The sequence below is a fragment of the Polaromonas sp. genome, assembly GCF_010365105.1.
GTDB lineage: Bacteria > Pseudomonadota > Gammaproteobacteria > Burkholderiales > Burkholderiaceae_C > Polaromonas.
This window is the reverse complement of record NZ_JAAFGZ010000029.1, coordinates 16665-37663: the sequence shown is the minus strand read 5'-3', so window position 1 is coordinate 37663 and position 20999 is coordinate 16665. Positions and strand designations below refer to the sequence as shown.

The window sequence follows — 20999 nt, the reverse complement described above, 5'->3', positions numbered from 1 at the left end:
ACAGAAAAAGGACTGAAAAATGGGTGCTTATGAAACTCAAGGCTTCAAGATGGACAACTCGGGCCGCCGCATCGTGGTGGACCCGGTGACCCGCATTGAAGGCCATATGCGCGTCGAGGTGAACCTTGACGCCAACAACGTGATCCGCAATGCGGTGTCCACCGGCACCATGTGGCGCGGGCTGGAAGTGATTTTGCGGGGCCGCGACCCGCGCGACGCCTGGGCCTTTGTCGAGCGCATCTGCGGCGTCTGCACCGGCTGCCACGCGCTGGCCTCGGTGCGGGCGGTGGAAGATGCGCTGGGCATCGTGATTCCGAAAAACGCCTACCTGATCCGCGAGATCATGGCCAAGACGCTGCAGGTGCATGACCATGCGGTGCATTTCTACCACCTGCATGCGCTGGACTGGGTCGATGTGGTGTCGGCGCTGAAAGCCGACCCGAAGAAAACCTCGGAGCTGCAGCAGGCGGTGTCGCCCAGCCACCCGATGTCTTCGCCCGGCTATTTCCGCGACATCCAGAACCGGCTGAAAAAGTTTGTCGAAAGCGGCCAGCTCGGCCCGTTCATGAACGGTTACTGGGGCAGCAAAGCCTATGTGCTGCCGCCCGAGGCGAACCTGATGGCGGTCACGCATTACCTCGAAGCGCTGGACCTGCAAAAGGAATGGGTCAAGGTCCACACGATTTTCGGCGGCAAGAACCCGCACCCGAACTACCTGGTGGGCGGCGTGCCCTGCGCCATCAACCTGGACAAAGACGGCGCAGCGGGCGCGCCGGTCAACATGGAGCGGCTGAACTTCATCGAGGCGCGCATCAAGGAGATGATCGAGTTCAACAACAACGTCTATATCCCGGACGTGCTGGCCATTGGCACCATGTACAAAAATGCGGGCTGGCTCTACGGCGGCGGGCTGGCGGCCACCAACGTGATGGACTACGGCACCTATGAAAAAGTCATGGGCGACGCCAGCACCCAGAAGCTGCCAGGCGGCGCGATTCTGAACGGCGACTGGGACAAAATCCTGCCGGTCGATGTGCGCGACCCGGAGCAGGTGCAGGAATTCGTTACCCACAGCTGGTACAAGTACGGCGACGAAACCAAGGGGCTGCACGGCTGGGACGGCGTGACCGAGCCCAACTATGTGCTGGGCGACAAGACCAAGGGCACGCGCACCAATATCGAAGAAATCGATGAAAGCGCCAAGTATTCGTGGGTCAAGTCGCCGCGCTGGCGTGGTCATGCGATGGAGGTCGGCCCCTTGTCGCGCTACATCCTCGGCTACGCGCATGCGCAGCAGGGCAACCAGAACTGCCTGCGGGTCAAGGAGCAGATCGACAGCTCGGCCCAGATCATCAACCACGCCTTTCCCAAGGCGCTGGGCCTGCCCGAGACGCAGTACACCGTCAAGCAACTGATGCCCACGACCATAGGCCGCACCCTGGCGCGGGCGCTGGAGTCGCAGTATTGCGCCGAAATGATGTACGACGACTTCAAGGAACTGGTGGCCAACATCAAGGCCGGCGACACCGCCACCGCCAACGTCGAGAAATGGGACCCGGCCACCTGGCCCAAGGAAGCCAAGGGCGTGGGCAAGGTGGCCGCGCCGCGCGGCGCGCTGGGGCACTGGATCAAGATCAAGGACGGCCGCATCGAAAACTACCAGTGCGTCGTGCCCAGCACCTGGAACGCCAGCCCGCGCGACCACAAGGGCCAGATCGGCGCTTTCGAGGCCAGCCTGATGAACACGCCAATGGCCAACCCGGAGCAGCCGGTCGAAATCCTGCGCACGCTGCATTCGTTCGACCCGTGCATGGCCTGCTCGACCCATGTGATGAGCCCGGACGGGCAAGAACTGACCTCGGTCACGGTGCGCTGAAACGCGCCGGTTCAACAACTCAATTGGCTAGGAGACTCTCATGACATTTATTCCTCTCAAATCGTTGCGCGGCGCGGTGGTGGCGGTATCGGCTTTTGCGGCCTTTGCCGCGCAGGCGCACACCGGCCACGGCACGTCCGGGCTGGCCGAAGGCCTGGCGCATCCGTTCGGCGCGGACCACTTGCTGGCGATGGTGGCGGTCGGCGCGTGGTCGGTGTCGGCGCTGCCTGCGGGCAAGGTCTGGCAAGGCCCGGCAACCTTCATGCTGGCGCTGGTCGTCAGCGCCGCCATTGGCGCCGCAGGCGTCCATCTACCGTTTCTGGAGCACCTGATCGCACTCAGCGTGGTGGCCTTCGGCGCCATGCTGGTGTTCACTCGTCAGAAGCTGCCAGTGCCGCTGGGACTGGGCCTGGTGGCGCTGGCCGCCTCGCTGCACGGACTGGCCCACGGCGCTGAAGCGCCCGAAAGCGGCTTTGCCCTGTATGCACTGGGTTTTCTGGCTACCACGGCGGTGCTCCATGGGGGCGGCGTTGCAGCGGCGCTGGGGATTCGCCGCTACCTGGCGAGCCGGGCAACGCCGGTTCTGGCGGGACTGGGCACGCTGTGCTGCGGCGCGGGCGTGTACCTGCTGAGCCAGCTCTGAGGCGCGGCTGATACCGCCCCGGCATCCATCCATACAAAAAAAGGAGACCAGCATGAACAGCAATGCGGCTGCCGACACGGGCAGACTTCACGCCATCGGGCAGACCATTGACCCGGATGACCAGGAGCTGGCGCGCAGCGCATCCCTGAAGTCCGTCTATGTCTATGAAGCCCCGGTGCGCGTCTGGCACTGGGTCAACGCCCTGGCCATCACGGTGCTGGCGGTGAGCGGCTATTTCATCGGCTCGCCGTTGCCGACCATGCCGGGCGAGGCCAGCGATCACTTTGTGATGGGCTACATCCGGTTTGCCCACTTTGCCGCAGGCTATGTGCTGGCGGTTGGTTTGCTGGGGCGCATCTACTGGGCCATCGTGGGCAACCACCATGCGCGGGAGATGTTCTGGGTGCCGATTTTTCAGCGCGCCTACTGGGTCGAGGTGCTGGGCATGCTCAAGTGGTATGCCTTCCTGACCGAACGTCCGGGCCGTTATGTGGGCCACAACCCGCTGGCGCGCTTTGCCATGGTGTTCACCTTTTTGCTGACCGCCGTGTTCATGGTGCTGACCGGCTTTGCGCTGTATGCCGAGGGTTCGCAAAGGGGTTCATGGCAGGACAAGGTGTTTGGCTGGATCATTCCGCTGTTCGGCCAGTCGCAGGACGTGCATACCTGGCATCACCTGGGCTTGTGGGTGCTGGTCTGCTTTGTGATTGTGCATGTCTATGCGGCGATCCGGGAGGACATCATGGGACGCTCCAGCGTCATCAGCACCATGATTTCGGGCCACCGCACCTTCAAGGACTGACGCGGCCAGTGTTTCGGCATCAAATAGGCTTCTTGCGCAATATGCACGGGCATTGCCAGCTATTAATTAAATAGCAAAACAACGGATCACATTCATATTTTTTCGAGGGACACCTTATGCACACACCCCCATCTGAAAACGCCCACGACGGCGCGGGCGACAATCCGGCCGCGATCTGCGTGATGGGCATCGGCAATGTCCTGTGGGCCGACGAAGGCTTTGGCGTGCGCTGCATCGAAGCCTTGCAGCAGCGCTATGAATTTGCCCCGCATGTCAGCCTGATTGACGGCGGCACGCAGGGCCTGTACCTGATCCAGCATGTGCAGTCGGCCTCGCACCTGCTGATTTTTGATGCCATCGATTACGGCCTGGAACCCGGCACTTTGAAGCTGATCGAAAACGACGATGTGCCCCGCTTCATGGGCGCCAAGAAAATGAGCCTGCACCAGACCGGCTTTCAGGAAGTGCTGGCCCTGGCGCTGCTGACCGAGCAATACCCGCAAAAAGTCCTGCTGATCGGCTGCCAGCCCGAGTACCTGGAAGATTACGGCGGCAGCCTGCGGCCCCGCATCAAACTCGCACTGGAAGACGCACTGGCCCACGGCCTGGCGACGCTGCGCGAATGGGGCGCCCGGCCCACGCTGCGCACCCGGCCCCTGAGCGCGCAGGAGGCGGTGACATTCGGCGAACTCGACCTGCTGCGCTACGAAGGCGAGCGCCCGTCAGAAGCGCTGGCCTGCCGCTCGGGCGACGAGCGCTTTTTCCCCACCCCGCAAACCGCCTGAGGCCGCCCATGTGTATCGGAATCCCCATGCAAGTGCTGTCGCTTGAACCCGGCCATGCCCGCTGCCACGGCCGCAGCGAGCTGCGCCGAATCCGCACCGCGCTGGTCGGCACGGTGGCGCTGGGCGACTGGGTGCTGGTTTTTTTGGACAGCGCGCAGGAAATCATCAGCAGCCAGCGCGCGCAGGAAATCAATGCCACGCTGGACCTGCTCGCAGCCGTCATGCGGGGCTACGAAACCGGCACGCCGCCCTCGCACGAGGCCGCGTCCTTCGATCTGCCTTCCCGCATGAGCCGGGAGCAACTGCTGGCGCTGTCCGGCGGCATGCATTAACTCTTTTGGAGAATTCCCCATGAACACCGAAACCTCCGGTTCCGAATCCCTCGTCAAGCTGCCTGTCCAGCCCCCCAAAGCCGTAGCCGAAGAATCTGCGCTGGTGCAGCGGCTGGTCAGCGACTGCGGCGCGACCTGGGTCGATGAAAAAAGCGTCAGCGACTGGGCCGCGCTGGGCGGCGACCGCGTGGTGCTGCTGGCGGGCGATGCCGTGCGCTTTCCTGAAGGGCAGGATGTGGCGGTGGTCTTGCCCGAGCTGCGCCGCTCGGCCTCGCGCCCGTTTGAAATCGCGGTGGTTCCGCGCCAGAAAGAAGAACTGCTGGCACGGCGCTACGGCTCGAACCGCTGGCCGACCCTGCTGTTCTTGCGCGATGGCCAGTACGTCACCACACTGCCCGGCATGCACGACTGGGATATGTACCTGAACGAAGTCGAGCGAGCCTTGGCCATGCCGATTTCCCGGGCGCCGACCATCGGCATTCCGGTGGTGAGCGTCAATGCTGCCACCGATTCTTCCTGCCACTGAACATCGAGGTCCACCCCATGAAAGACTTTCCCATTCCCGTCCGAACCATCGGGCCGGGCAGCCAGGCAGAAGAAGACGTGCTGGACTACATGCCGATGCCCCAGGGCATGGAAACCTTCCGCGCGCCCATCCTGCCCGAACTCGACGAAGTGGTGAGCCTGGTGCGCGGTTGTGCCGCGCTGCGCGAAGCCCTGGTCCAGCTGGGCGATGCGGTGCAAACGGGTGAAAACCGCAGCGTCAGTCTGGACGGGCTGCCGCAAGCTGACCTCAAGCTCATCAATACCGTGCTGGGCGAAGGCGAAGTCAGCGCGCTGGTCAGCAGAGCAGGCGACAATTCATTTGAATTGCGGGTGCAGGAATCGGTCTTTGCGGGCGTCTGGCGGGTGGTGCAAACCGTCGGCGGGCGCGTGGTGTCCGACATTCTTGAGCTGGGCTATGTGCCGCAAGCCCTCAAGGACACCGCCCGGCAGGACATCTGGGAGGCCGTGCCGCGCTGGCAGGGCGCGCTGCCACCCAATGTGCAAAATGCCCCGCTGCTGCTGTCGGAAATCGAAGACCAGTGGAAACAGTGGCAACCCGGCCAAGCCGCCTACGTGGTCAACCTGACGCTGCTGCCCATGTCGGTCGAAGACATAGGTTTCATGGACCACCATCTGGGCACCGGGCGCGTCTTGATTTTGTCGCGCGGCTACGGCAACTGCCGCATCACCAACACCTGCATGCCCAACACCTGGCGCGTGGTGTATTACAACTCGCAGGACCTGGTCATTCTGAACACCGTTGAAGTGACCGAACTGCCCGATGTGGCGCAAGCCGCCAAGGAAGACTTGGAAGATTCCTACGAGCGGCTCAAGGAAGTGCTGGAATGGGTAGAAAGCGCATGAACTCCGCCGGCGCAACGCACTTTGAAGGCAGCTACCTGGGCGACCGGCACAAGCTGGCAGCCTCGGCACGGCTGGAGTGCAAGATTTGCTGGTGGGTCTATGACCCGGCGCTGGGCGACGACATCTGGCAGATCGAACCCGGCACTGCCTTTACCGACCTGCCCGCGCACTGGCGCTGCCCGGTCTGCGACGGCGAGGCCGATCAGTTCATGGTGCTGGTCGATAGCGGCGAGGCCTGAGCCATGAGTTGCGCTGACACGGCCCTTCTCCCTGCGCGGGTGAATGCGCTGACGGCCCTGTACCGGCACATTGCCGAGACGCGGATGGAAGGCATTCCCCTGCTGAACCCGAAAATCCGGGTGCAGGCCGTGGGGTTTGAAGCGGTTCAGTCGGCTGCCGCACTTGACACGGATGAACCCGATTCAGCCTTCGCGGCGGCGGTGGGCGTGCTGATCACGCCCTGGTTCATGAACCTGGTCTGGCTGCCGCTCCAGCCGCAACACCAGTCGGACGCTGTGGGCTGCAAACTGCCGCGTTATGTCGGGCCCGAGTGTTTCGAGTTCATCGGTGCTTATGAGAACGGTTTTGGCAGCTACGCATCGTGTTCCCTCTTTTCGCCGGTTTTTGAGTTTGACAGCCATCAGGCCGCGCTGGACGCGGCGCAGGCGGTGCTGGACACCTTGCGCCAACCCGTGCCTGCGCCCGTGCCCCTCACTCCAACGGCCATCCCCGGCACCCCGGCGGCCCACGCTGCGCCGGTCCCGGCACGGCGGGCGTTTCTGTTTGGCCGCAGCAGTGTGTCTGCCGTACCCGCTATGCCCGCGAGCGGACAGCGGCATGAAGGGAATCGGCATGGCTGACCACATGCCGGAGCCGTTTGGCGGCAGCTTGAAAGTTAGCCCCGGACTGCCCCGCCCCTTCAACCTGACCAGCACCCGGCCCGACTGGGCCGACCGGCTCACGCACGGGAAACCGCTGGCCAGCGTGCCCGATCTTCTGGCCAGCCTGTTCAACCTATGCGGCCATGCCCATCGGCTGTGCGCCACGCTGGCGATTCAGGCCGCGCGCGGCCAGGCCGTTCCTCTGGACGCCGCCGCCCGCCGCCGCCTGCAAACCGAAACGCGGCAGGAGCATCTGCGCCGCATCTGCCTGGACTGGCCGCTGCAATTGGCCGCCAGCGCCGAGGCCCGCGCCAGTGCGCAGGCGGCGGCCCACCAGGCGCTGCGGGCCTGTCCCGTGGCGTCGGGTCTCTCTGCGGCAGCGCTGGAGGACTTTTCCGATGCCACCGACTGGCTCGGCCAGCACCTGCTCGGTGGACCGGCCAGCGAATGGATAGGCCACTGGGAGCGCGAGCCTCAGGACTGGATGCGCCACTGGTGCGCCAGCACGCCCGGCTGGCTGCCTGAACTGCTGCAAAACGCCCGCATGGCGGCGGCTACGCCCCTGCCCGGCCTGCGTGCCCTGCGGGTGCATGCCAGCGAGCAGGATTTGCGGGAACTGGCGGACCAGTTGCAGCGCAACCCGTCGTTCAGTCGGCAGCCGGTCTGGCATCAGCAATGCGCCGAAACCGGCCCCTGGACGCGCCTGAACCAGCCCGACCCCGAGCGTTTCGACACGCCTTGGTTGTGTCTGGGTACGCGGCTGGCAGAACTGGTTCGCCTGTGCCTGCCTGATGAACCCCGGCGCAGCGGCTTACAGTGGCTGCAGGCGGGCAGCGTCTGCACAGGCAAGAACGAAGGTCTGGCCTGGGTGGAAATGGCGCGTGGCCTGTTGATCCACGTCATCCAGATCGACGGCCACGGCACTGAAGCCCACGTCCAGGCTTGCCGCGTGCTGGCGCCCACGGAATGGAATTTTCACCCCGAGGGGACCGTCGCGCAGGTGCTCGAAGCGCTGCCATCAGACATCACGCCCGCTGTGGAACAGCGCATCCGGGCTTTAATGACGGCTTTTGACCCCTGCGTCAGGTTTGACCTGCCGCAGCATCATTTTTTACAAGAGAACCTGTATGCATGAAGCCAGCCTGGCCGGGGGCATCCTCAAACTGGTGGAAGACAGCGCCCGGCGCGAGGGCTTTCAGCGCGTGACAGTGTTGCGCCTGGAAGTGGGCAAACTGGCCGGCGTCGAACTGCGTGCGCTGCGGTTTGCGCTGCAGGCGATAGCGCCCGGCACACATCTGGCCGGTGCGCGCCTGGAGTTTGAAACGCCCGAGGGTCAGGCCTGGTGCCTGGGCTGCAGCCAGACCGTACCGCTGGCTGAACGCGGCATGGCGTGCCTACACTGCGGTAGTTACCAGTTGCAGCCCACGGGCGGTACAGAATTGCGCGTCATTGATATGTTGGTAGCCGACGAATAAAGGAAAAAATCATGTGTGTCATCTGCGGTTGCGCCGACAGCGGCGAGAAAATCCACGCGCCTCATCATCCCCACAGCCATAACCATGCCCCTGAGGCACGGCCTGCCCCGGCGCATTCGCCTGCCACGCCCGGCAGCTCCGGCGCGCAAGTCAACGCGCAGACCGGCGACCTGCATTTCGGCGCGGGCGCTGCCCGTGTCTCGGTGCCGGGCATGAGCCAGGAGCGCGCCATCAAGCTCGAAACCGACATCCTCGGTGAAAACAACCGCATAGCCCGGCAAAACCGGCTGCATTTCGAGGCCCACGGCGTCACCGCCCTGAACCTGGTGTCCAGCCCCGGTTCGGGCAAGACCACGCTGCTGTGCGCCACCATTGAAGCCCTGAAGCAGCGCCACCCCGGCCTGGGCGTGTCGGTCATCGAAGGCGACCAGCAAACCAGTTTTGATGCCGACCGCATCCGCGCCACCGGCGCCCCGGCGATTCAGGTCAACACCGGCAAGGGCTGCCACCTGGACGCGCCCATGGTGGCCGAGGCGTTTGCACAACTGCATTCGCACGATCACGGGCATGGGCCCGCGCACGGCCATTCAGACCATCACGACCACGCCCCGCATCACGGCGACGGGCACAGCCTGCTGTTCATCGAAAACGTCGGCAACCTGGTTTGCCCCGCCGCCTGGGACTTGGGCGAAGCGGCCAAAGTCGCCATCCTGTCCGTCACCGAAGGCGAGGACAAGCCGCTCAAGTACCCCGACATGTTCGCCGCCGCCCGGCTGATGATTCTCAACAAAACCGACCTGCTGCCGCACCTGCAGTTTGACGTGCAGCGCTGCATTGACTTTGCCCGGCGCGTCAACCCCAGCATCGAGATCATCCAGCTCTCGGCCACCACCGGCGCGGGCATGGATGACTGGCTGCACTGGCTGGAGCACGCGCTGGACTGGCAGCACGCCCACGCCCACGCCAGCGGCCACAACGCCAGCGACGCCCCCGGCGCAACCGAAACCGCCCTGCGCCAGCGCATCGCCGCGCTCGAAGCCGAACTGGCCACCGCGCGCGCCGCCGCATGAGTTCACGCAAACCGCGCCAAGAGACGATGCCCGCCACCGGCGCATGGCGCGTGGCGCACGGCCATTAACGGGGTTTTGATGCAAAGCGCAACCGTTTCGATCACACCGCCAACCGCCCGCCCCGTGCTGGCCGTCGGTGCCTGGCTGAAAAACACCGCCTGCCTGCTGGATGCCGACGGCACCGCCCACGGGTCCGCCCTGCACGGCGACCTGCGCGATGCGCAGGCTTGCCGTGCGCTGGAAGCTTCGGCGCGTGCGCTGGCCGCCCGCGCAACCCAGCCGATAGCCGCCATTGCCCACGACCTGCACCCCGATTTCTTCAGCACCCGGCTGGCCCTGGCGCTGGCCGAGGAATGGCACATCCCCGCCATCGGCGTGCAGCACCACCACGCCCACATCGGCGCGGTCATGGCCGAGCATGGTTTGCGCGAACCGGTCATCGGGCTGGCGCTGGACGGCGTGGGCTTGGGCAGCGACGGAACAGCTTGGGGTGGCGAGCTGCTCCGGGTCGCGCCCGGCGGCTGGGAGCGGCTGGGCCACCTGTGGCCGCTGGCCTTGCCGGGCGGAGATGCGGCGGCGCTCGCCCCGTGGCGCATGCTGGCTTCAGCGCTGCATGCCATGGGACGCAGCGCCGAGATCGTGCCGCACCTAGCGGCGCAGGTGGGTGCGGCCCCGGCCCGGATGATTCAGCGCATGTTGGACGCCAAGCTGAACTGCCCAACTGGCACCAGCGCCGGACGCTGGTTCGATGCCGCCGCCGCCGCCTTGGGCCTGCACCTGCTCGAACAGACCGAAGCCGAAGCCGCCATCGCGCTGGAGCAACACGCCGCCCGCTGGCTCACGGTCCACGCGCCAGCGGACCCCGCAACGGCAGACGCGCCCGCCGCCCTCGTCCTTCAGGCCGACACCGACGTGCTCGATCTGCGCCCCTTGATCGCCACCCTGCTGGACTGGCCGGACACGCCCGAGCGAAGCGCCGCCGCAGCCGCCTGGTTCCACCTGACGCTGGCTCACGCGCTGGCCGACTGGGCCGCCCACGCCGCCCGTCGGGTCGGATGCCGCACCGTCTGCCTGGGCGGCGGCTGCTTCATGAACGCCATCCTTGCGCGCGAAGTTACTCGCCGACTGGAAAGCCACGGCCTGCGTGTCTGCAGGCCGCAGACCACGCCTTGCGGCGACGCCGGACTGGCGCTGGGCCAGGCCTGGATCGTGGCGCAGCAGCTGAAAGGGCTGGCCGCTCCGGTCAATCTCCAACGTCCCCTCACCCTTCCTGAAAGCCTGCCATGTGCCTAGCCATTCCTGCCCGGCTCGTAGAGCTGCTGCCTGGCGAAAAAGCCATCGTCAACCTCGGCGGCATCCGCAAGACCATCTCCGTTGCCCTGATCGACGACGCCCGTGTGGACGACTACGTCATCGTCCATGTCGGTCACGCCATCGGCAAGATCGACCCCGAAGAAGCGGCCCTCACCCTCGCCATGTTCGGTGAACTGATGCAGGCCGAAGCCAACGATGTTTCACCCACCCAGAAGGCCCCGGCATGAAATACATTGATGAATTCCGCGATGGCGACATTGCCCGGAAAATCGGCGAGCGGCTGGCCCAGGAAGTGCAACCCGGCCGGCAGTACAGCTTCATGGAGTTTTGCGGCGGCCACACTCACGCGATTTCACGCTACGGCATTGCCGAAATGCTGCCGCCCAATGTGCGCATGGTGCATGGGCCGGGCTGCCCGGTGTGCGTGCTGCCGATTGGCCGCGTTGACCTGGCCATCAAGCTGGCGCTGGAATTTGGGGTGATTGTCTGCACCTACGGCGACACCATGCGGGTGCCCGCGTCCAACGGCATGTCGCTGGTCAAGGCCAAGGCCCGTGGCGGCGACATCCGCATGGTCTATTCAGCGGCTGATGCGCTGGAAATCGCCCGGAAGAATACCGAACGTGAAGTCGTCTTTTTTGCCATCGGCTTTGAAACCACCACGCCGCCGACCGCGCTGGCGATTCGTGACGCGCACCGGGAGCAACTGCAAAATTTCAGCGTGATGTGCTGCCATGTGCTTACCCCCTCGGCCATCACGCATATTCTGGAGTCGCCCGAAGTGCGCCAGTACGGCACCGTGCCGATTCATGGCTTCATCGGCCCGGCCCACGTCAGCATCGTGATCGGCTCCGAGCCGTATGAACACTTTTCCGAGGAATACCGAAAACCCGTGGTCATTGCCGGTTTTGAGCCGCTGGACGTGATGCAGGCCATCTTGATGCTGGTGCGGCAAGTCAATGAAGGGCGGGCGCAAGTCGAGAACGAATTTTCAAGAGTGGTCACGCGCCACGGCAACCAGAACGCCCAGGCGCTGGTGTCCGAGATTTTCGAGCTGCGCCCGACGTTTGAATGGCGCGGCTTGGGTGAAGTGCCCTACAGCGCGCTGAAAATCCGGCCTGCCTACGCCCGGTTTGATGCCGAACGGCGCTTTGACCTGCGCTACCAGCCGGTGGCCGACAACAAGGCCTGCGAGTGCGGCGCGATTTTGCGCGGCGTCAAAAAACCCACCGACTGCAAGATTTTCGGCACCGTCTGCACGCCGGAAAATCCGGTCGGCTCGTGCATGGTGTCCAGCGAAGGAGCCTGCGCCGCCCACTATTCCTATGGCCGTTTCCGGGATATTCCGGTGGTGGTGGAGGCCGCATGAGCGCCGTTAAAAAAGATTACATCCGGCCGCTGGACATTCGCCACGGCCGCATCGACATGGGCCACGGCGCGGGCGGGCGCGCTGCCGCCCAGCTGATCGAGGAGTTGTTTCTGGCCGCTTTCGACAATGAATTCCTGCGCCAGGGCAATGACGGCGCGGTGTTCGCCCCGCCGCCGCTGCCGCCAGGCGCGCGGCTGGTGCTGGCGACTGACGGCCATGTGGTGTCGCCACTGTTTTTTCCGGGCGGCGACGTGGGCTGCCTGAGCGTGCATGGCACGGTCAACGACGTGGCCATGTCGGGCGCGGTGCCGCTGTACCTGACGGCCAGCTTCATCCTCGAAGAAGGCTTTCCCTTGGCGGATTTGAAGCGCATCGTCGAGTCGATGGCGCAGGCGGCGCGTGAAGCGGGCGTGCCCATCGTCACCGGCGACACCAAGGTGGTCGAGCGCGGCAAGGGCGACGGCGTGTTCATCAGCACCACGGGCTTGGGCGTGGTCGCGCCCGGCGTGGACATTGCGGGCAGCAACGCGAGGCCCGGCGACGTGGTGCTGCTCTCGGGCACGATTGGCGAGCATGGCGTGGCGGTGCTGTCGCAGCGCGAGTCGCTGGAGTTTGAAACCACGATTCAATCCGACACTGCCGCCCTGCACACGCTGGTGGCCGCCATGCTGGCCGCTGCGCCGGGCGGCGTGCGCGTGCTGCGTGACCCGACCCGTGGCGGGCTGGCCACCACGCTCAATGAAGTGGCGCGGCAGTCGCGCGTCGGCATGATGCTCGAAGAATCGCGCATTCCCGTGCTGCGCCAGGTGGATGCGGCCTGCGAACTGCTGGGTCTGGACCCGCTGTATATCGCCAACGAAGGCAAGCTCATCGCCGTCTGTGCGCCCGAAGCCGCCGAGGCCGTGCTGGCCGCCATGCGGGCGCATCCGCAAGGCAAGGCTGCCACCCGCATTGGCGTGGTGATTGAAGACGCGCACCATTTTGTGCAGATGAACACCCGCTTCGGCGGGCGGCGCGTGGTGGACTGGCTGAGCGGCGAGCAGTTGCCGCGCATCTGCTGACACGAGCCCGCCTGATGGAGACAACCCCGGATGACGTCTATAAAAAGTCCATCAAAGGCTTGGACGCGTTGAAAATGCGCACGGGCGGACTCGATGCCAGCGCCCGCGCCACCCTGATCCTTATCAACGGCAGCGATTCGCTGGCGGCTTTGCAGCGCAAGCTAAGGCGCGACCTGGCGCCAGCCATGAAAACCCTGCTGGCGGTGGGACTGGTTGAACCGATCACGGTAGCGGCCTTGCCGCCCAAACACCCGGCAGCGCCTTCTGCGCCGCCTGACAAGCCCCTCTCCCTAGCGCGCCATCAGCCCGACGGGCCATCACGGCACACTCTGAATCCAGCCTTTTTCGCTACTGAATTAATAGTTGTCAGCACTGATGCATCTTGCGCCAGAGGCATTTTTGATGCTGAAAAATCGTCTGCGGGCCAGAATGCATGCGCCCCAGCCCTGGAGGCGACCCCGTCAGCCAGCGCCAGCCCGCAACCGATGACGGACCCCAACGCCCCACCGGCCCGCCGGAGCGCCTTGCGGCGTGAAGCCATCGTTCGGCTGGCGCCGTATTTCGGACCCGACCTGATGACGGTGCTGGACCCCCTGTTGAAAGCCACGACCGATGCCGATTTTCTCGTGGCCATCAACGCCCTGGAAACCAAGATTGCCCTGTACCAGGGGCGAAAATCTGCAGCCAAGCTGATGGACGGCTTAAGACCATGACAGCACCTTCACCCCTGCGCATCTTGCTGCTGTGCCACAGCTTCAACAGCCTGAGCCAGCGCCTGATGGTGGCGCTCAAAGCCCAAGGCCACGAGGTGTCCGTGGAGCTGGATATTTCCGACACCGTGACCGAAGAGGCGGTAGCGCTTTTCAAGCCCGATCTGCTGCTGGCGCCTTTTCTGAAGCGCCGCATTCCTCAGAGCGTGTGGCGCCGGTACCTGTGCCTGGTGCTGCACCCCGGACCGCCGGGCGACCAGGGGCCCAGTGCGCTGGACTGGGCGCTGCTTGACGGTGCCCCGCGCTGGGGCGTCACCGTCTTGCAGGCCACCGCTGACTACGATGCCGGGCCGGTGTGGGCCAGCGCAGAATTTACGATGCGCGACGCGCCCAAAGGCAGTATTTACCGCCATGAGGTGGCCGACGCCGCCGAAGTGGCCGTGCTGCAGGCCGTGCGCCAATTCATGCTGACCGGCACCGAAACCCTCAGCGCCCCAGCCCCGTTGGCACCGGCCCGCTGGCGTCCTTTGGTGCGGCAGGCGGATCGCGCCATTGACTGGACCCGGCACACCACCGCGCAGGTGCTGGCCCGGCTGCACAGCGCCGACGGCCAGCCCGGCGTGGTGGACCAGTTGTTCGACCTGCCCTGCCGCCTGTGGGACGGTCATGCCGCCACCGGGCATTCGATGCAATCCTTCGGCGCTGTGCCGCCTGGCACCCTGCTGGCGCAGCGCGACGGGGCCGTGCTGCGCGCAACGGTGGACGGCGGCGTCTGGATCGGTCAGGCCTGCCTGCTGGACGAGGCTTGGGCGGCGGGCGGCACCACCGATTCTTCGGAGGAATTGACCGCGCCCCGGTTCAAGCTGCCCACCACGATGGCCTTGCCCGCCCTGTGCGCGGCACTGCCGGAGCGGGCCGTGGCACTGGAGCGTGACCGGGCCGAATGGTCTGAGCTGCATTACACCGAGTCCGGCCCGCCGGAGGCCCGCGTCGGCAGCTTGTCCTTTGACTTTTACAACGGGGCCATGTCCTCACGGCAATGCAAGGCGCTGCTCGCAGCACTACGAGAGATCCGGCACAAGCCGCTCAAAGTCCTGCTCTTGCTGGGCGGACAGGATTTTTTCAGCAATGGCATCCACCTCAATTGCATTGAGGCCGCAGCCTATGGCCTGGGCGAGGACGGTGCGGGCAGCGCCGCCGATGCGTCCTGGAACAACATCAACGCCATGAACGACGTGGCCCACGCGTTGATCACCACGACCGACCGCCTCACCGTGGCCGTGCTGCGCGGCAATGCCGGTGCGGGCGGCGCCTTCCTGGCGCTGGCAGCCGACAAGGTCTGGGCGCACCAGGGCGTGCTGCTCAATCCGCATTACAAGAACATGGGCAACCTGTATGGCTCGGAATACTGGACCTACCTGCTGCCCCGGCGGCTCGGGCAGCAGGCGGCGCAGCACCTGATGCAGCAGCGCCTGCCGGTGTCGGCGCCCATGGCCCTGAAAATGGGCCTGATCGACCGCTGCCTGGATGGCACGGTGGCAGCCTTTGAGGCCCAGGTGCAGGCGCAGGCGCAGGCGCTGGCCAGCACCTACAATTTGCCGGAACGGTTGTTGCGCAAGCAGGAACAACGCGCCCGCGACGAAGCGGCGCGGCCTTTGGCGGCTTACCGCCAGGAAGAATTGTCCCGAATGCACCGAAACTTCTACGGTTTTGACCCCAGCTACCATGTGGCGCGCTACCATTTTGTCCACAAACTGGCCCATGCCTGGACGCCCCGGCACCTGGCCCTTCACCGCGCATGAACCCACTTGAAGCCTTGCCCCATGTGCTGGTGGTGGATGACGAAGTGCATTCGCAATCGGCCATGCGGCGCACGCTGGATGAAGACTTCACCGTACACACGGCCAGCAACGCCGATGAAGCACGCGCCCAGATGGAGCGCCATGCGGTCAGCGTGATCCTGTGCGACCAGCGCATGCCCGGCCTGAGCGGCGTCGCCTTTTTGAAGGAAGTGCGCGAACGCTGGCCGGACACGGTGCGCATCGTGATTTCCGGCTACACCGACACCGAGGACATCATCGCCGGCATCAACGACGCGGGCATCTACCAGTACATCTTGAAACCCTGGGTGCCCGACCACCTGCTGCAAACGGTGCGGACCGCCGCCGAGGCGCAAACCCTGCAGCGCAGCATGAACCGGATGGACCTGGACATGCGCACCAGCACGCCGGTGCTGCGCCAGCGGGTGGCCCACAAGCTGGCCCATGTCCGCAGCATGTTTGACTTTGACCGCATCGAGCGCGGCTCGAACAGCCCGCTCAATGCCGTCTGCAGCATGGCCGAGCGCGTGGCCCGCTACGACCTGAGCGTGCTGGTGCTGGGTGAATCAGGCAGCGGCAAGGAGTTGATCGCCCGCGCCATTCATTACGCCAGCCCGCGCGGCGGCGGGCCGTTTGTCGTCGAAAACTGCGCCGCCATTCCCGACAGCCTGCTGGAGTCCGAACTCTTTGGCCACAAGCGCGGGGCGTTTACCGGGGCTTACGAAGACCGGCCCGGACTGTTTCAGCGCGCCCATGGCGGCACGGTGTTTCTGGATGAAATCGGCGAGACCTCCCCGGCTTTTCAGGTGCGGGTGTTGCGGGTGCTGCAAGAAGGCGAAGTGCGTCCGGTGGGCGCGCCGCGCCCGGTGCCGGTCAATGTCCGGGTGATTGCCGCCACCCACCGCGATCTGGAGCAGCGGGTGCATGAAGGCCTGTTTCGCAAAGACCTGTACTACCGCTTGGCGGGGGTGTCGATCACCGTGCCGCCGCTGCGTGAGCGTGCGGGCGACATCGCACCGATTGCCCGGCGTTTGGTGCGTGAAGTGGGTGCCGAGCTGGGACGGCCGGGCGCCGTGCTGAACGACGAAGCCATTGCCTGCCTGATGGGCTACCCGTGGCCGGGCAATATCCGCGAACTGCGCAACGAGATTGCCCGTGCCGTGGCCCTGAGCGACGGCGACGAGGTGCAGGCGCAGACTTTCTCATTGCGGGTATTGCACGGCCATGCCGGTCTGGCGACCGGAAGCCCGGCATCAGGCCAGGCACTGCCGCTACCAAGCACCGGCACCCTGAGCGAGCGGCTCGACGCGATTGAAACCATGGTGCTTAGGGAAACCCTGCTGCGCCACCGCTGGAACAAGACCCATGCGGCCAAGGAGCTGGGTTTGTCACGCGTCGGCCTGCGCGGCAAAATGGCCCGCTTCGGCCTGGAAGGCTAAACGATGACACTCTCTTCTTTTTCACCGCGCCCGGCCTTCAATGTGCTGTGGCTGCAGTCAGGCGGCTGCGGCGGCTGCAGCATGTCGCTGCTGTGCGCCGACACCACGGATTTTCATGGCCAGTTGCGCGATGCCAGGATTCATCTGCTGTGGCATCCGTCCCTGTCGCTCGAAAGCGGCCACGAGCTGACCGCTTTGCTGGCGGGCATTCTGGCCGGACAGATACGTCTGGATGCGCTGTGCATCGAAGGCTCGTTGCTGCGCGGCCCGCAGGGCACCGGCCGTTTTCATGTGCTGGCAGGCACCGGCGTGGCCATGATCGACTGGGTCCGGCAGCTGGCGGCGCAGGCGCGGCATGTGGTGGCGGTCGGCAGCTGCGCGGCCTGGGGCGGCATCACCGCCGGAGGCAGCAACCCGACCGATGCCTGCGGCCTTAAGTACGAGGACGACCGGCCGGGCGGCTTGCTGGGCAGCGAGTTTCGCGCTGGCAGCGGCTTGCCGGTCATCAACATTGCCGGTTGCCCCACCCATCCGGGCTGGGTGATTGACAGCCTGATGGCCCTGGCCGACGACACGCTGGGCGAAGCCGACCTGGACACGCTGGGGCGGCCACGTTTTTATGCCGACCAGCTGGTGCATCACGGCTGCACCCGCAACGAGTATTACGAATACAAGGCCAGCGCCGAGAAACCTTCCGACCTGGGCTGCATGATGGAAAACATGGGCTGCAAGGGCACGCAGGTCCATGCCGACTGCAACACCCGGCTGTGGAACGGCGAAGGCTCCTGCACACGCGGCGGCTATGCCTGCATTGCCTGCACCGAGCCGGGTTTTCAGGAGCCTGGCCATGCCTTTCATGAAACCCCCAAGTTTGCGGGCATCCCGATTGGCCTGCCCACCGACATGCCCAAGGCCTGGTTCGTGGCCCTGGCCTCGCTGTCCAAATCCGCCACCCCCCGGCGGGTCAAGCTCAATGCCGTGGCCGACCATCTGGTGGTCGCGCCGGTGGCCCGCAAAACCCGTCTGAAATGAAGTGCCCGCCATGACCCGCCTGCTTGTCGGCCCCTTCAACCGCGTCGAGGGCGACCTGGAAGTCTCGCTCGACATTGAGGATGGGCGCGTCACTCGCGCCCACGTCAATGCCCCGATGTACCGGGGTTTCGAGCAGATTTTGCAGGGTAAAAAACCGCACGATGCGCTGGTCTATGTGCCGCGCATCTGCGGCATCTGCTCGGTGTCCCAGTCCGTCGCTTGCGCGCGGGCGCTGGCCGATCTGGGCGGCATCCAGCCACCGGCCAACGGGCAGCACGTCACCAACGTGATCCTGGCGACTGAAAACCTGGCCGACCACCTGACGCACTTTTACCTGTTCTTCATGCCCGACTTCACGCGTCCGGTGTACGCCCATCAGGCGTGGCATGCCGAGGCCGTGCGCCGTTTTGACCCGCAAACCGGCGAGCAGACACGCGCGGCGACGGCGGCGCGCCAGCGCTGGTTCACGCTCATGGGCACGCTGGCCGGAAAATGGCCGCACACGCAAAGCATCGAGCCGGGCGGCTCGACGCGTCCGGTCGAGGCCGCCGAGCGCATTCGCCTGCTGGCCAAGGTGCGCGAATTCCGCAGTTTTCTGGAGCGCCAGTTGTTCGCCGCGCCGCTCGAACTGGTCTCCAGTCTGGACAGCGAACAGGCGTTATGGACCTGGCACGCCCAAGACCCGTGGCGCGGCGATTTCCGCCTGTTTCTGAGCATGGTGCAAAGCCTGGGCCTTTGCAGCCTGGGACAGGGGCCGGGCCGTTACCTGAGTTACGGCGCCTATCCGCAGCCCGAGGGCCATTTTGAATTTGCCAGCGGTGTCTGGCACGCCGACACCGCCCGCCTCACGCCGCTCGATGCAAGCGCCATTCGCGAAGATGCCACCCATGCCTGGCTGTCCGATGCCGCCGGTCCGCGCCATCCGCTCGAAGGCATCACCCTGCCGGAGGCGGACAAGCCCGAGGCCTACACCTGGAACAAGGCGCCCCGCCTGGCCGGTCAGGTGATCGAAACCGGTGCCATTGCCCGGCAGCTGGCATCGGCCCATCCGCTGGTGCTCGATGCCGTGCAGCGCCACGGCGGCACGGTTTTTACCCGCGTCCTGGCCCGTGCGCTGGAGCTGGCCCGCGTGCTGCCCCTGATGGAAAAATGGCTGGGGCAACTGCAACCCCAGGCGCCTTATTGCCTGCCCAGCCCGGCGTTGACCGAAGGCGTGGGCGTGGGCCTGAGCGAAGCGGCGCGCGGCAGTCTGGGCCACTGGGTGGTGGCCAGCCGGGGCCTGATTGCCAACTACCAGATCGTCGCCCCGACGACCTGGAATTTTTCACCCCGCGATAAGGCTGGAACGCCCGGCGCGCTGGAGCAGGCGCTGCAAGGCGCCCTGGTGCAGCCGGGCGAACTCACGCCGGTTTCGGTGCAGCACATCGTGCGCTCGTTTGACCCCTGCATGGTCTGCACGGTGCATTGAGCGCCCACTCACTTCCTGCTGCCGCACATGCCCGACACCAGTCCACTCCAGCAGGCGCCCGTCTCTCTGGGCAGCCTGCCGCAAGAGTTGATGCCGGCCAGCGCTTTGGAGGGCATCGACGAATCCACCTGGGTGGATGTCATCCAGAAAATGGACGAGGTGTATTCACAGCTGATTGATGACGAGATCGAGCTGGAGAAGAAAAACGCAGAGCTGGAGCAATCCCAGCAGTTCATCTTCAGCGTGCTGTCGGCCATGTCCGACGTGCTGCTGGTGTGCAACGAGCGCGGTGTGATCGAGGAAACCAATGCCGCGCTGTGTGAGCTGGTCGGCCGCACCGATGCCGAACTGCACGGCACCTCGTTGTATGAACTGCTGGCGGACCCGCTCAGCGTCGAGCGGGCGCGCACCGTACTGGGCAACACCAACCCGGCGCGCCGTGGCGAAGGGCTGGAGCTGAACCTGTTCGACGCGCAGCGCCAGAGCGTGCCGGTCGATGCCAACTGCACGCCCCGCGTGGCCGCCAGCGGGCGCCGCGTCGGCACGGTGTTTGTCGCCCGCCCTACCGCCGAGATCAAGCGTGCCTACCATGAACTGCGCAGCGCCCATGAAGCTCTCAAGCGTGCCCAGCAGCAACTGCTGCACTCCGAAAAAATGGCTTCGCTGGGCCGCCTGGTAGCCGGCGTCGCCCATGAGCTGAACAACCCGATCAGTTTTGTGCTGGGCAACGTCCATGCCCTGAGCCGCTACAGCAACCGCCTGCGCGCCTATCTGGCCGCAGTGCATGCGGGCGAGCCCGCCGAGCAGCTGCAGGCCCTGCGCGGCAAACTGCGCATCGACCACATACTCGACGACCTGCCCTCGCTGATCGAAGGCACGCTTGAAGGAGCGCAGCGTACCGCCGACATCGTCAACAGCCTCAAGCGCTTCTCCGCGATGGACCCGGAAGACCGCATCCCCGTCGATTTGAACGAAGTGATCAAGCGCGCCATTCACTGGATCGGCAAAGGCGCTGTGCCGGATTTCGAAATGCGGTGGCAGCCCGGCCCGCCTTTGATGGTCATGGGCAGTGCCGGCCAGCTCCAGCAGGTGTTGATGAACCTGCTGCAAAATGCCCAGGATGCCACCGCAGCCCATGGCAAGGCGGACAAACTGGTCTCGATAGAAACAGAAGTGGTGGAAAACTGCGTGAGACTGCACCTTCGCGACAACGGCCCGGGCATTGCCCCTGAGCACCTGTCGCATGTCTTTGATCCATTTTTCACCACCAAGCCCGTGGGCAAGGGAACCGGCCTGGGGTTGTCCATCAGCTACGGCATCGTGGAACACCATGGCGGTGTCCTGAGCGTGTGCAACCAGATTGACGCCGGTGCAGAGTTCCTGCTGGAACTGCCTTTAGCCCATTAACCCCCCGTGTCAGACTAGATGCTATGGATGCCTCCCCTTTTTAAAAGGGAAGCGAACTGGAGCGCTGAGATTGAGCAGCCGTTGATCAGGAAGAAAAGCCTCGCT

General features: G+C 65.1%; 22 protein-coding genes. All 22 read left to right on the top strand.

Annotated features, from left to right (window positions below; all coding sequences use genetic code 11):
- The first annotated feature begins 19 nt into the window (after positions 1–19).
- The 22 genes from GZ092_RS16570 to GZ092_RS16465 all read left to right on the top strand — a co-directional run bounded on the left by GZ092_RS16570 (position 20) and on the right by GZ092_RS16465 (position 20894).
- A complete protein-coding gene (locus GZ092_RS16570; protein WP_293638009.1) occupies positions 20–1876 on the top strand; it encodes a nickel-dependent hydrogenase large subunit in 1857 nt (618 codons plus the stop codon).
- Between the two features lie 40 nt (positions 1877–1916).
- Complete coding sequence (locus GZ092_RS16565; RefSeq protein ID WP_293638007.1) at positions 1917–2519, top strand: HupE/UreJ family protein; 603 nt, start codon at positions 1917–1919, stop codon at positions 2517–2519.
- A gap of 52 nt (positions 2520–2571) precedes the next feature.
- A complete protein-coding gene (gene cybH / locus GZ092_RS16560) occupies positions 2572–3321 on the top strand; it encodes a Ni/Fe-hydrogenase, b-type cytochrome subunit (RefSeq protein WP_293638005.1) in 750 nt (249 codons plus the stop codon).
- Positions 3322–3437: 116 nt separating this feature from the next.
- Positions 3438–4106, top strand: coding sequence for a HyaD/HybD family hydrogenase maturation endopeptidase (locus GZ092_RS16555; RefSeq protein WP_293638003.1), 669 nt, complete (start codon positions 3438–3440; stop codon positions 4104–4106).
- Between the two features lie 8 nt (positions 4107–4114).
- Positions 4115–4438: a HypC/HybG/HupF family hydrogenase formation chaperone gene (locus GZ092_RS16550; RefSeq protein ID WP_293638001.1), complete on the top strand. Its 324-nt coding sequence runs from the start codon at positions 4115–4117 to the stop codon at positions 4436–4438.
- A gap of 19 nt (positions 4439–4457) precedes the next feature.
- On the top strand, positions 4458–4964 hold the full coding sequence (locus GZ092_RS16545) for a hydrogenase (protein ID WP_293637999.1): 507 nt from the start codon (positions 4458–4460) through the stop codon (positions 4962–4964).
- 17 nt (positions 4965–4981) lie between these two features.
- Entirely contained in the window at positions 4982–5848 is an 867-nt protein-coding gene (locus GZ092_RS16540) for a hydrogenase expression/formation protein (protein WP_293637997.1), read from the top strand.
- A complete protein-coding gene (locus GZ092_RS16535; protein ID WP_293637995.1) occupies positions 5845–6087 on the top strand; it encodes a rubredoxin in 243 nt (80 codons plus the stop codon). Before GZ092_RS16540 ends, GZ092_RS16535 begins: the two co-directional genes overlap by 4 nt.
- A gap of 3 nt (positions 6088–6090) precedes the next feature.
- On the top strand, positions 6091–6708 hold the full coding sequence (gene hybE / locus GZ092_RS16530) for a [NiFe]-hydrogenase assembly chaperone HybE (protein WP_293637993.1): 618 nt from the start codon (positions 6091–6093) through the stop codon (positions 6706–6708).
- Positions 6701–7864, top strand: coding sequence for a hypothetical protein (locus GZ092_RS16525; RefSeq protein ID WP_293637991.1), 1164 nt, complete (start codon positions 6701–6703; stop codon positions 7862–7864). The genes hybE and GZ092_RS16525 overlap by 8 nt, the downstream gene beginning before the upstream one ends.
- Positions 7857–8204 (top strand): hydrogenase maturation nickel metallochaperone HypA, encoded by a 348-nt coding sequence (locus GZ092_RS16520; RefSeq protein WP_293637990.1) that lies wholly within the window; start codon positions 7857–7859, stop codon positions 8202–8204. Before GZ092_RS16525 ends, GZ092_RS16520 begins: the two co-directional genes overlap by 8 nt.
- Positions 8205–8215: 11 nt before the next feature.
- Positions 8216–9274, top strand: a complete 1059-nt coding sequence (hypB, locus tag GZ092_RS16515) for a hydrogenase nickel incorporation protein HypB (RefSeq protein WP_293637989.1) — start codon at positions 8216–8218, stop codon at positions 9272–9274.
- A gap of 78 nt (positions 9275–9352) precedes the next feature.
- Positions 9353–10567 carry a carbamoyltransferase HypF gene (locus tag GZ092_RS16510; RefSeq protein WP_293637988.1) on the top strand — a complete coding sequence of 405 codons (1215 nt, stop codon included), beginning with the start codon at positions 9353–9355 and terminating at the stop codon, positions 10565–10567.
- A complete protein-coding gene (locus GZ092_RS16505; protein WP_293637987.1) occupies positions 10558–10815 on the top strand; it encodes a HypC/HybG/HupF family hydrogenase formation chaperone in 258 nt (85 codons plus the stop codon). Before GZ092_RS16510 ends, GZ092_RS16505 begins: the two co-directional genes overlap by 10 nt.
- A complete protein-coding gene (hypD, locus tag GZ092_RS16500) occupies positions 10812–11957 on the top strand; it encodes a hydrogenase formation protein HypD (RefSeq protein WP_293637986.1) in 1146 nt (381 codons plus the stop codon). Before GZ092_RS16505 ends, hypD begins: the two co-directional genes overlap by 4 nt.
- The gene (hypE, locus tag GZ092_RS16495; protein WP_293637984.1) at positions 11954–13018 is read left to right on the top strand and encodes a hydrogenase expression/formation protein HypE; all 1065 of its coding nucleotides are present in this window, start codon (positions 11954–11956) and stop codon (positions 13016–13018) included. The genes hypD and hypE overlap by 4 nt, the downstream gene beginning before the upstream one ends.
- A gap of 14 nt (positions 13019–13032) precedes the next feature.
- Positions 13033–13731: a hypothetical protein gene (locus GZ092_RS16490; RefSeq protein WP_293637983.1), complete on the top strand. Its 699-nt coding sequence runs from the start codon at positions 13033–13035 to the stop codon at positions 13729–13731.
- Positions 13728–15530 carry an enoyl-CoA hydratase-related protein gene (locus tag GZ092_RS16485; RefSeq protein ID WP_293637982.1) on the top strand — a complete coding sequence of 601 codons (1803 nt, stop codon included), beginning with the start codon at positions 13728–13730 and terminating at the stop codon, positions 15528–15530. Before GZ092_RS16490 ends, GZ092_RS16485 begins: the two co-directional genes overlap by 4 nt.
- Positions 15527–16987 (top strand): sigma-54 dependent transcriptional regulator, encoded by a 1461-nt coding sequence (locus GZ092_RS16480; protein ID WP_293637981.1) that lies wholly within the window; start codon positions 15527–15529, stop codon positions 16985–16987. Before GZ092_RS16485 ends, GZ092_RS16480 begins: the two co-directional genes overlap by 4 nt.
- 3 nt (positions 16988–16990) lie before the next feature.
- Complete coding sequence (locus GZ092_RS16475; protein WP_293637980.1) at positions 16991–18019, top strand: HupU protein; 1029 nt, start codon at positions 16991–16993, stop codon at positions 18017–18019.
- Between the two features lie 10 nt (positions 18020–18029).
- The gene (locus tag GZ092_RS16470; RefSeq protein ID WP_293637979.1) at positions 18030–19487 is read left to right on the top strand and encodes a nickel-dependent hydrogenase large subunit; all 1458 of its coding nucleotides are present in this window, start codon (positions 18030–18032) and stop codon (positions 19485–19487) included.
- A 90-nt stretch (positions 19488–19577) separates the two neighbouring features.
- Positions 19578–20894: an ATP-binding protein gene (locus GZ092_RS16465; protein WP_293638032.1), complete on the top strand. Its 1317-nt coding sequence runs from the start codon at positions 19578–19580 to the stop codon at positions 20892–20894.
- Positions 20895–20999 lie beyond the last annotated feature (105 nt).

Excerpts from the sequence above, each read along its gene's own strand:
- GZ092_RS16525 (WP_293637991.1), top strand. The coding sequence starts at position 6,701 with ATGGCTGACCACATGCCGGAGCCGTTTGGCGGCAGCTTGAAAGTTAGC.
- GZ092_RS16545 (WP_293637999.1), top strand. The coding sequence starts at position 4,458 with ATGAACACCGAAACCTCCGGTTCCGAATCCCTCGTCAAGCTGCCTGTC.
- GZ092_RS16480 (WP_293637981.1), top strand. The coding sequence starts at position 15,527 with ATGAACCCACTTGAAGCCTTGCCCCATGTGCTGGTGGTGGATGACGAA.
- hypD (WP_293637986.1), top strand. The coding sequence starts at position 10,812 with ATGAAATACATTGATGAATTCCGCGATGGCGACATTGCCCGGAAAATC.
- GZ092_RS16485 (WP_293637982.1), top strand. The coding sequence starts at position 13,728 with ATGACAGCACCTTCACCCCTGCGCATCTTGCTGCTGTGCCACAGCTTC.
- hypE (WP_293637984.1), top strand. The coding sequence starts at position 11,954 with ATGAGCGCCGTTAAAAAAGATTACATCCGGCCGCTGGACATTCGCCAC.
- GZ092_RS16490 (WP_293637983.1), top strand. The coding sequence starts at position 13,033 with ATGGAGACAACCCCGGATGACGTCTATAAAAAGTCCATCAAAGGCTTG.
- GZ092_RS16535 (WP_293637995.1), top strand. The coding sequence starts at position 5,845 with ATGAACTCCGCCGGCGCAACGCACTTTGAAGGCAGCTACCTGGGCGAC.
- hypB (WP_293637989.1), top strand. The coding sequence starts at position 8,216 with ATGTGTGTCATCTGCGGTTGCGCCGACAGCGGCGAGAAAATCCACGCG.
- GZ092_RS16565 (WP_293638007.1), top strand. The coding sequence starts at position 1,917 with ATGACATTTATTCCTCTCAAATCGTTGCGCGGCGCGGTGGTGGCGGTA.
- cybH (WP_293638005.1), top strand. The coding sequence starts at position 2,572 with ATGAACAGCAATGCGGCTGCCGACACGGGCAGACTTCACGCCATCGGG.
- GZ092_RS16505 (WP_293637987.1), top strand. The coding sequence starts at position 10,558 with ATGTGCCTAGCCATTCCTGCCCGGCTCGTAGAGCTGCTGCCTGGCGAA.
- GZ092_RS16510 (WP_293637988.1), top strand. The coding sequence starts at position 9,353 with ATGCAAAGCGCAACCGTTTCGATCACACCGCCAACCGCCCGCCCCGTG.
- GZ092_RS16475 (WP_293637980.1), top strand. The coding sequence starts at position 16,991 with ATGACACTCTCTTCTTTTTCACCGCGCCCGGCCTTCAATGTGCTGTGG.
- hybE (WP_293637993.1), top strand. The coding sequence starts at position 6,091 with ATGAGTTGCGCTGACACGGCCCTTCTCCCTGCGCGGGTGAATGCGCTG.
- GZ092_RS16470 (WP_293637979.1), top strand. The coding sequence starts at position 18,030 with ATGACCCGCCTGCTTGTCGGCCCCTTCAACCGCGTCGAGGGCGACCTG.
- GZ092_RS16520 (WP_293637990.1), top strand. The coding sequence starts at position 7,857 with ATGCATGAAGCCAGCCTGGCCGGGGGCATCCTCAAACTGGTGGAAGAC.
- GZ092_RS16555 (WP_293638003.1), top strand. The coding sequence starts at position 3,438 with ATGCACACACCCCCATCTGAAAACGCCCACGACGGCGCGGGCGACAAT.
- GZ092_RS16570 (WP_293638009.1), top strand. The coding sequence starts at position 20 with ATGGGTGCTTATGAAACTCAAGGCTTCAAGATGGACAACTCGGGCCGC.
- GZ092_RS16465 (WP_293638032.1), top strand. The coding sequence starts at position 19,578 with ATGCCGGCCAGCGCTTTGGAGGGCATCGACGAATCCACCTGGGTGGAT.
- GZ092_RS16540 (WP_293637997.1), top strand. The coding sequence starts at position 4,982 with ATGAAAGACTTTCCCATTCCCGTCCGAACCATCGGGCCGGGCAGCCAG.
- GZ092_RS16550 (WP_293638001.1), top strand. The coding sequence starts at position 4,115 with ATGTGTATCGGAATCCCCATGCAAGTGCTGTCGCTTGAACCCGGCCAT.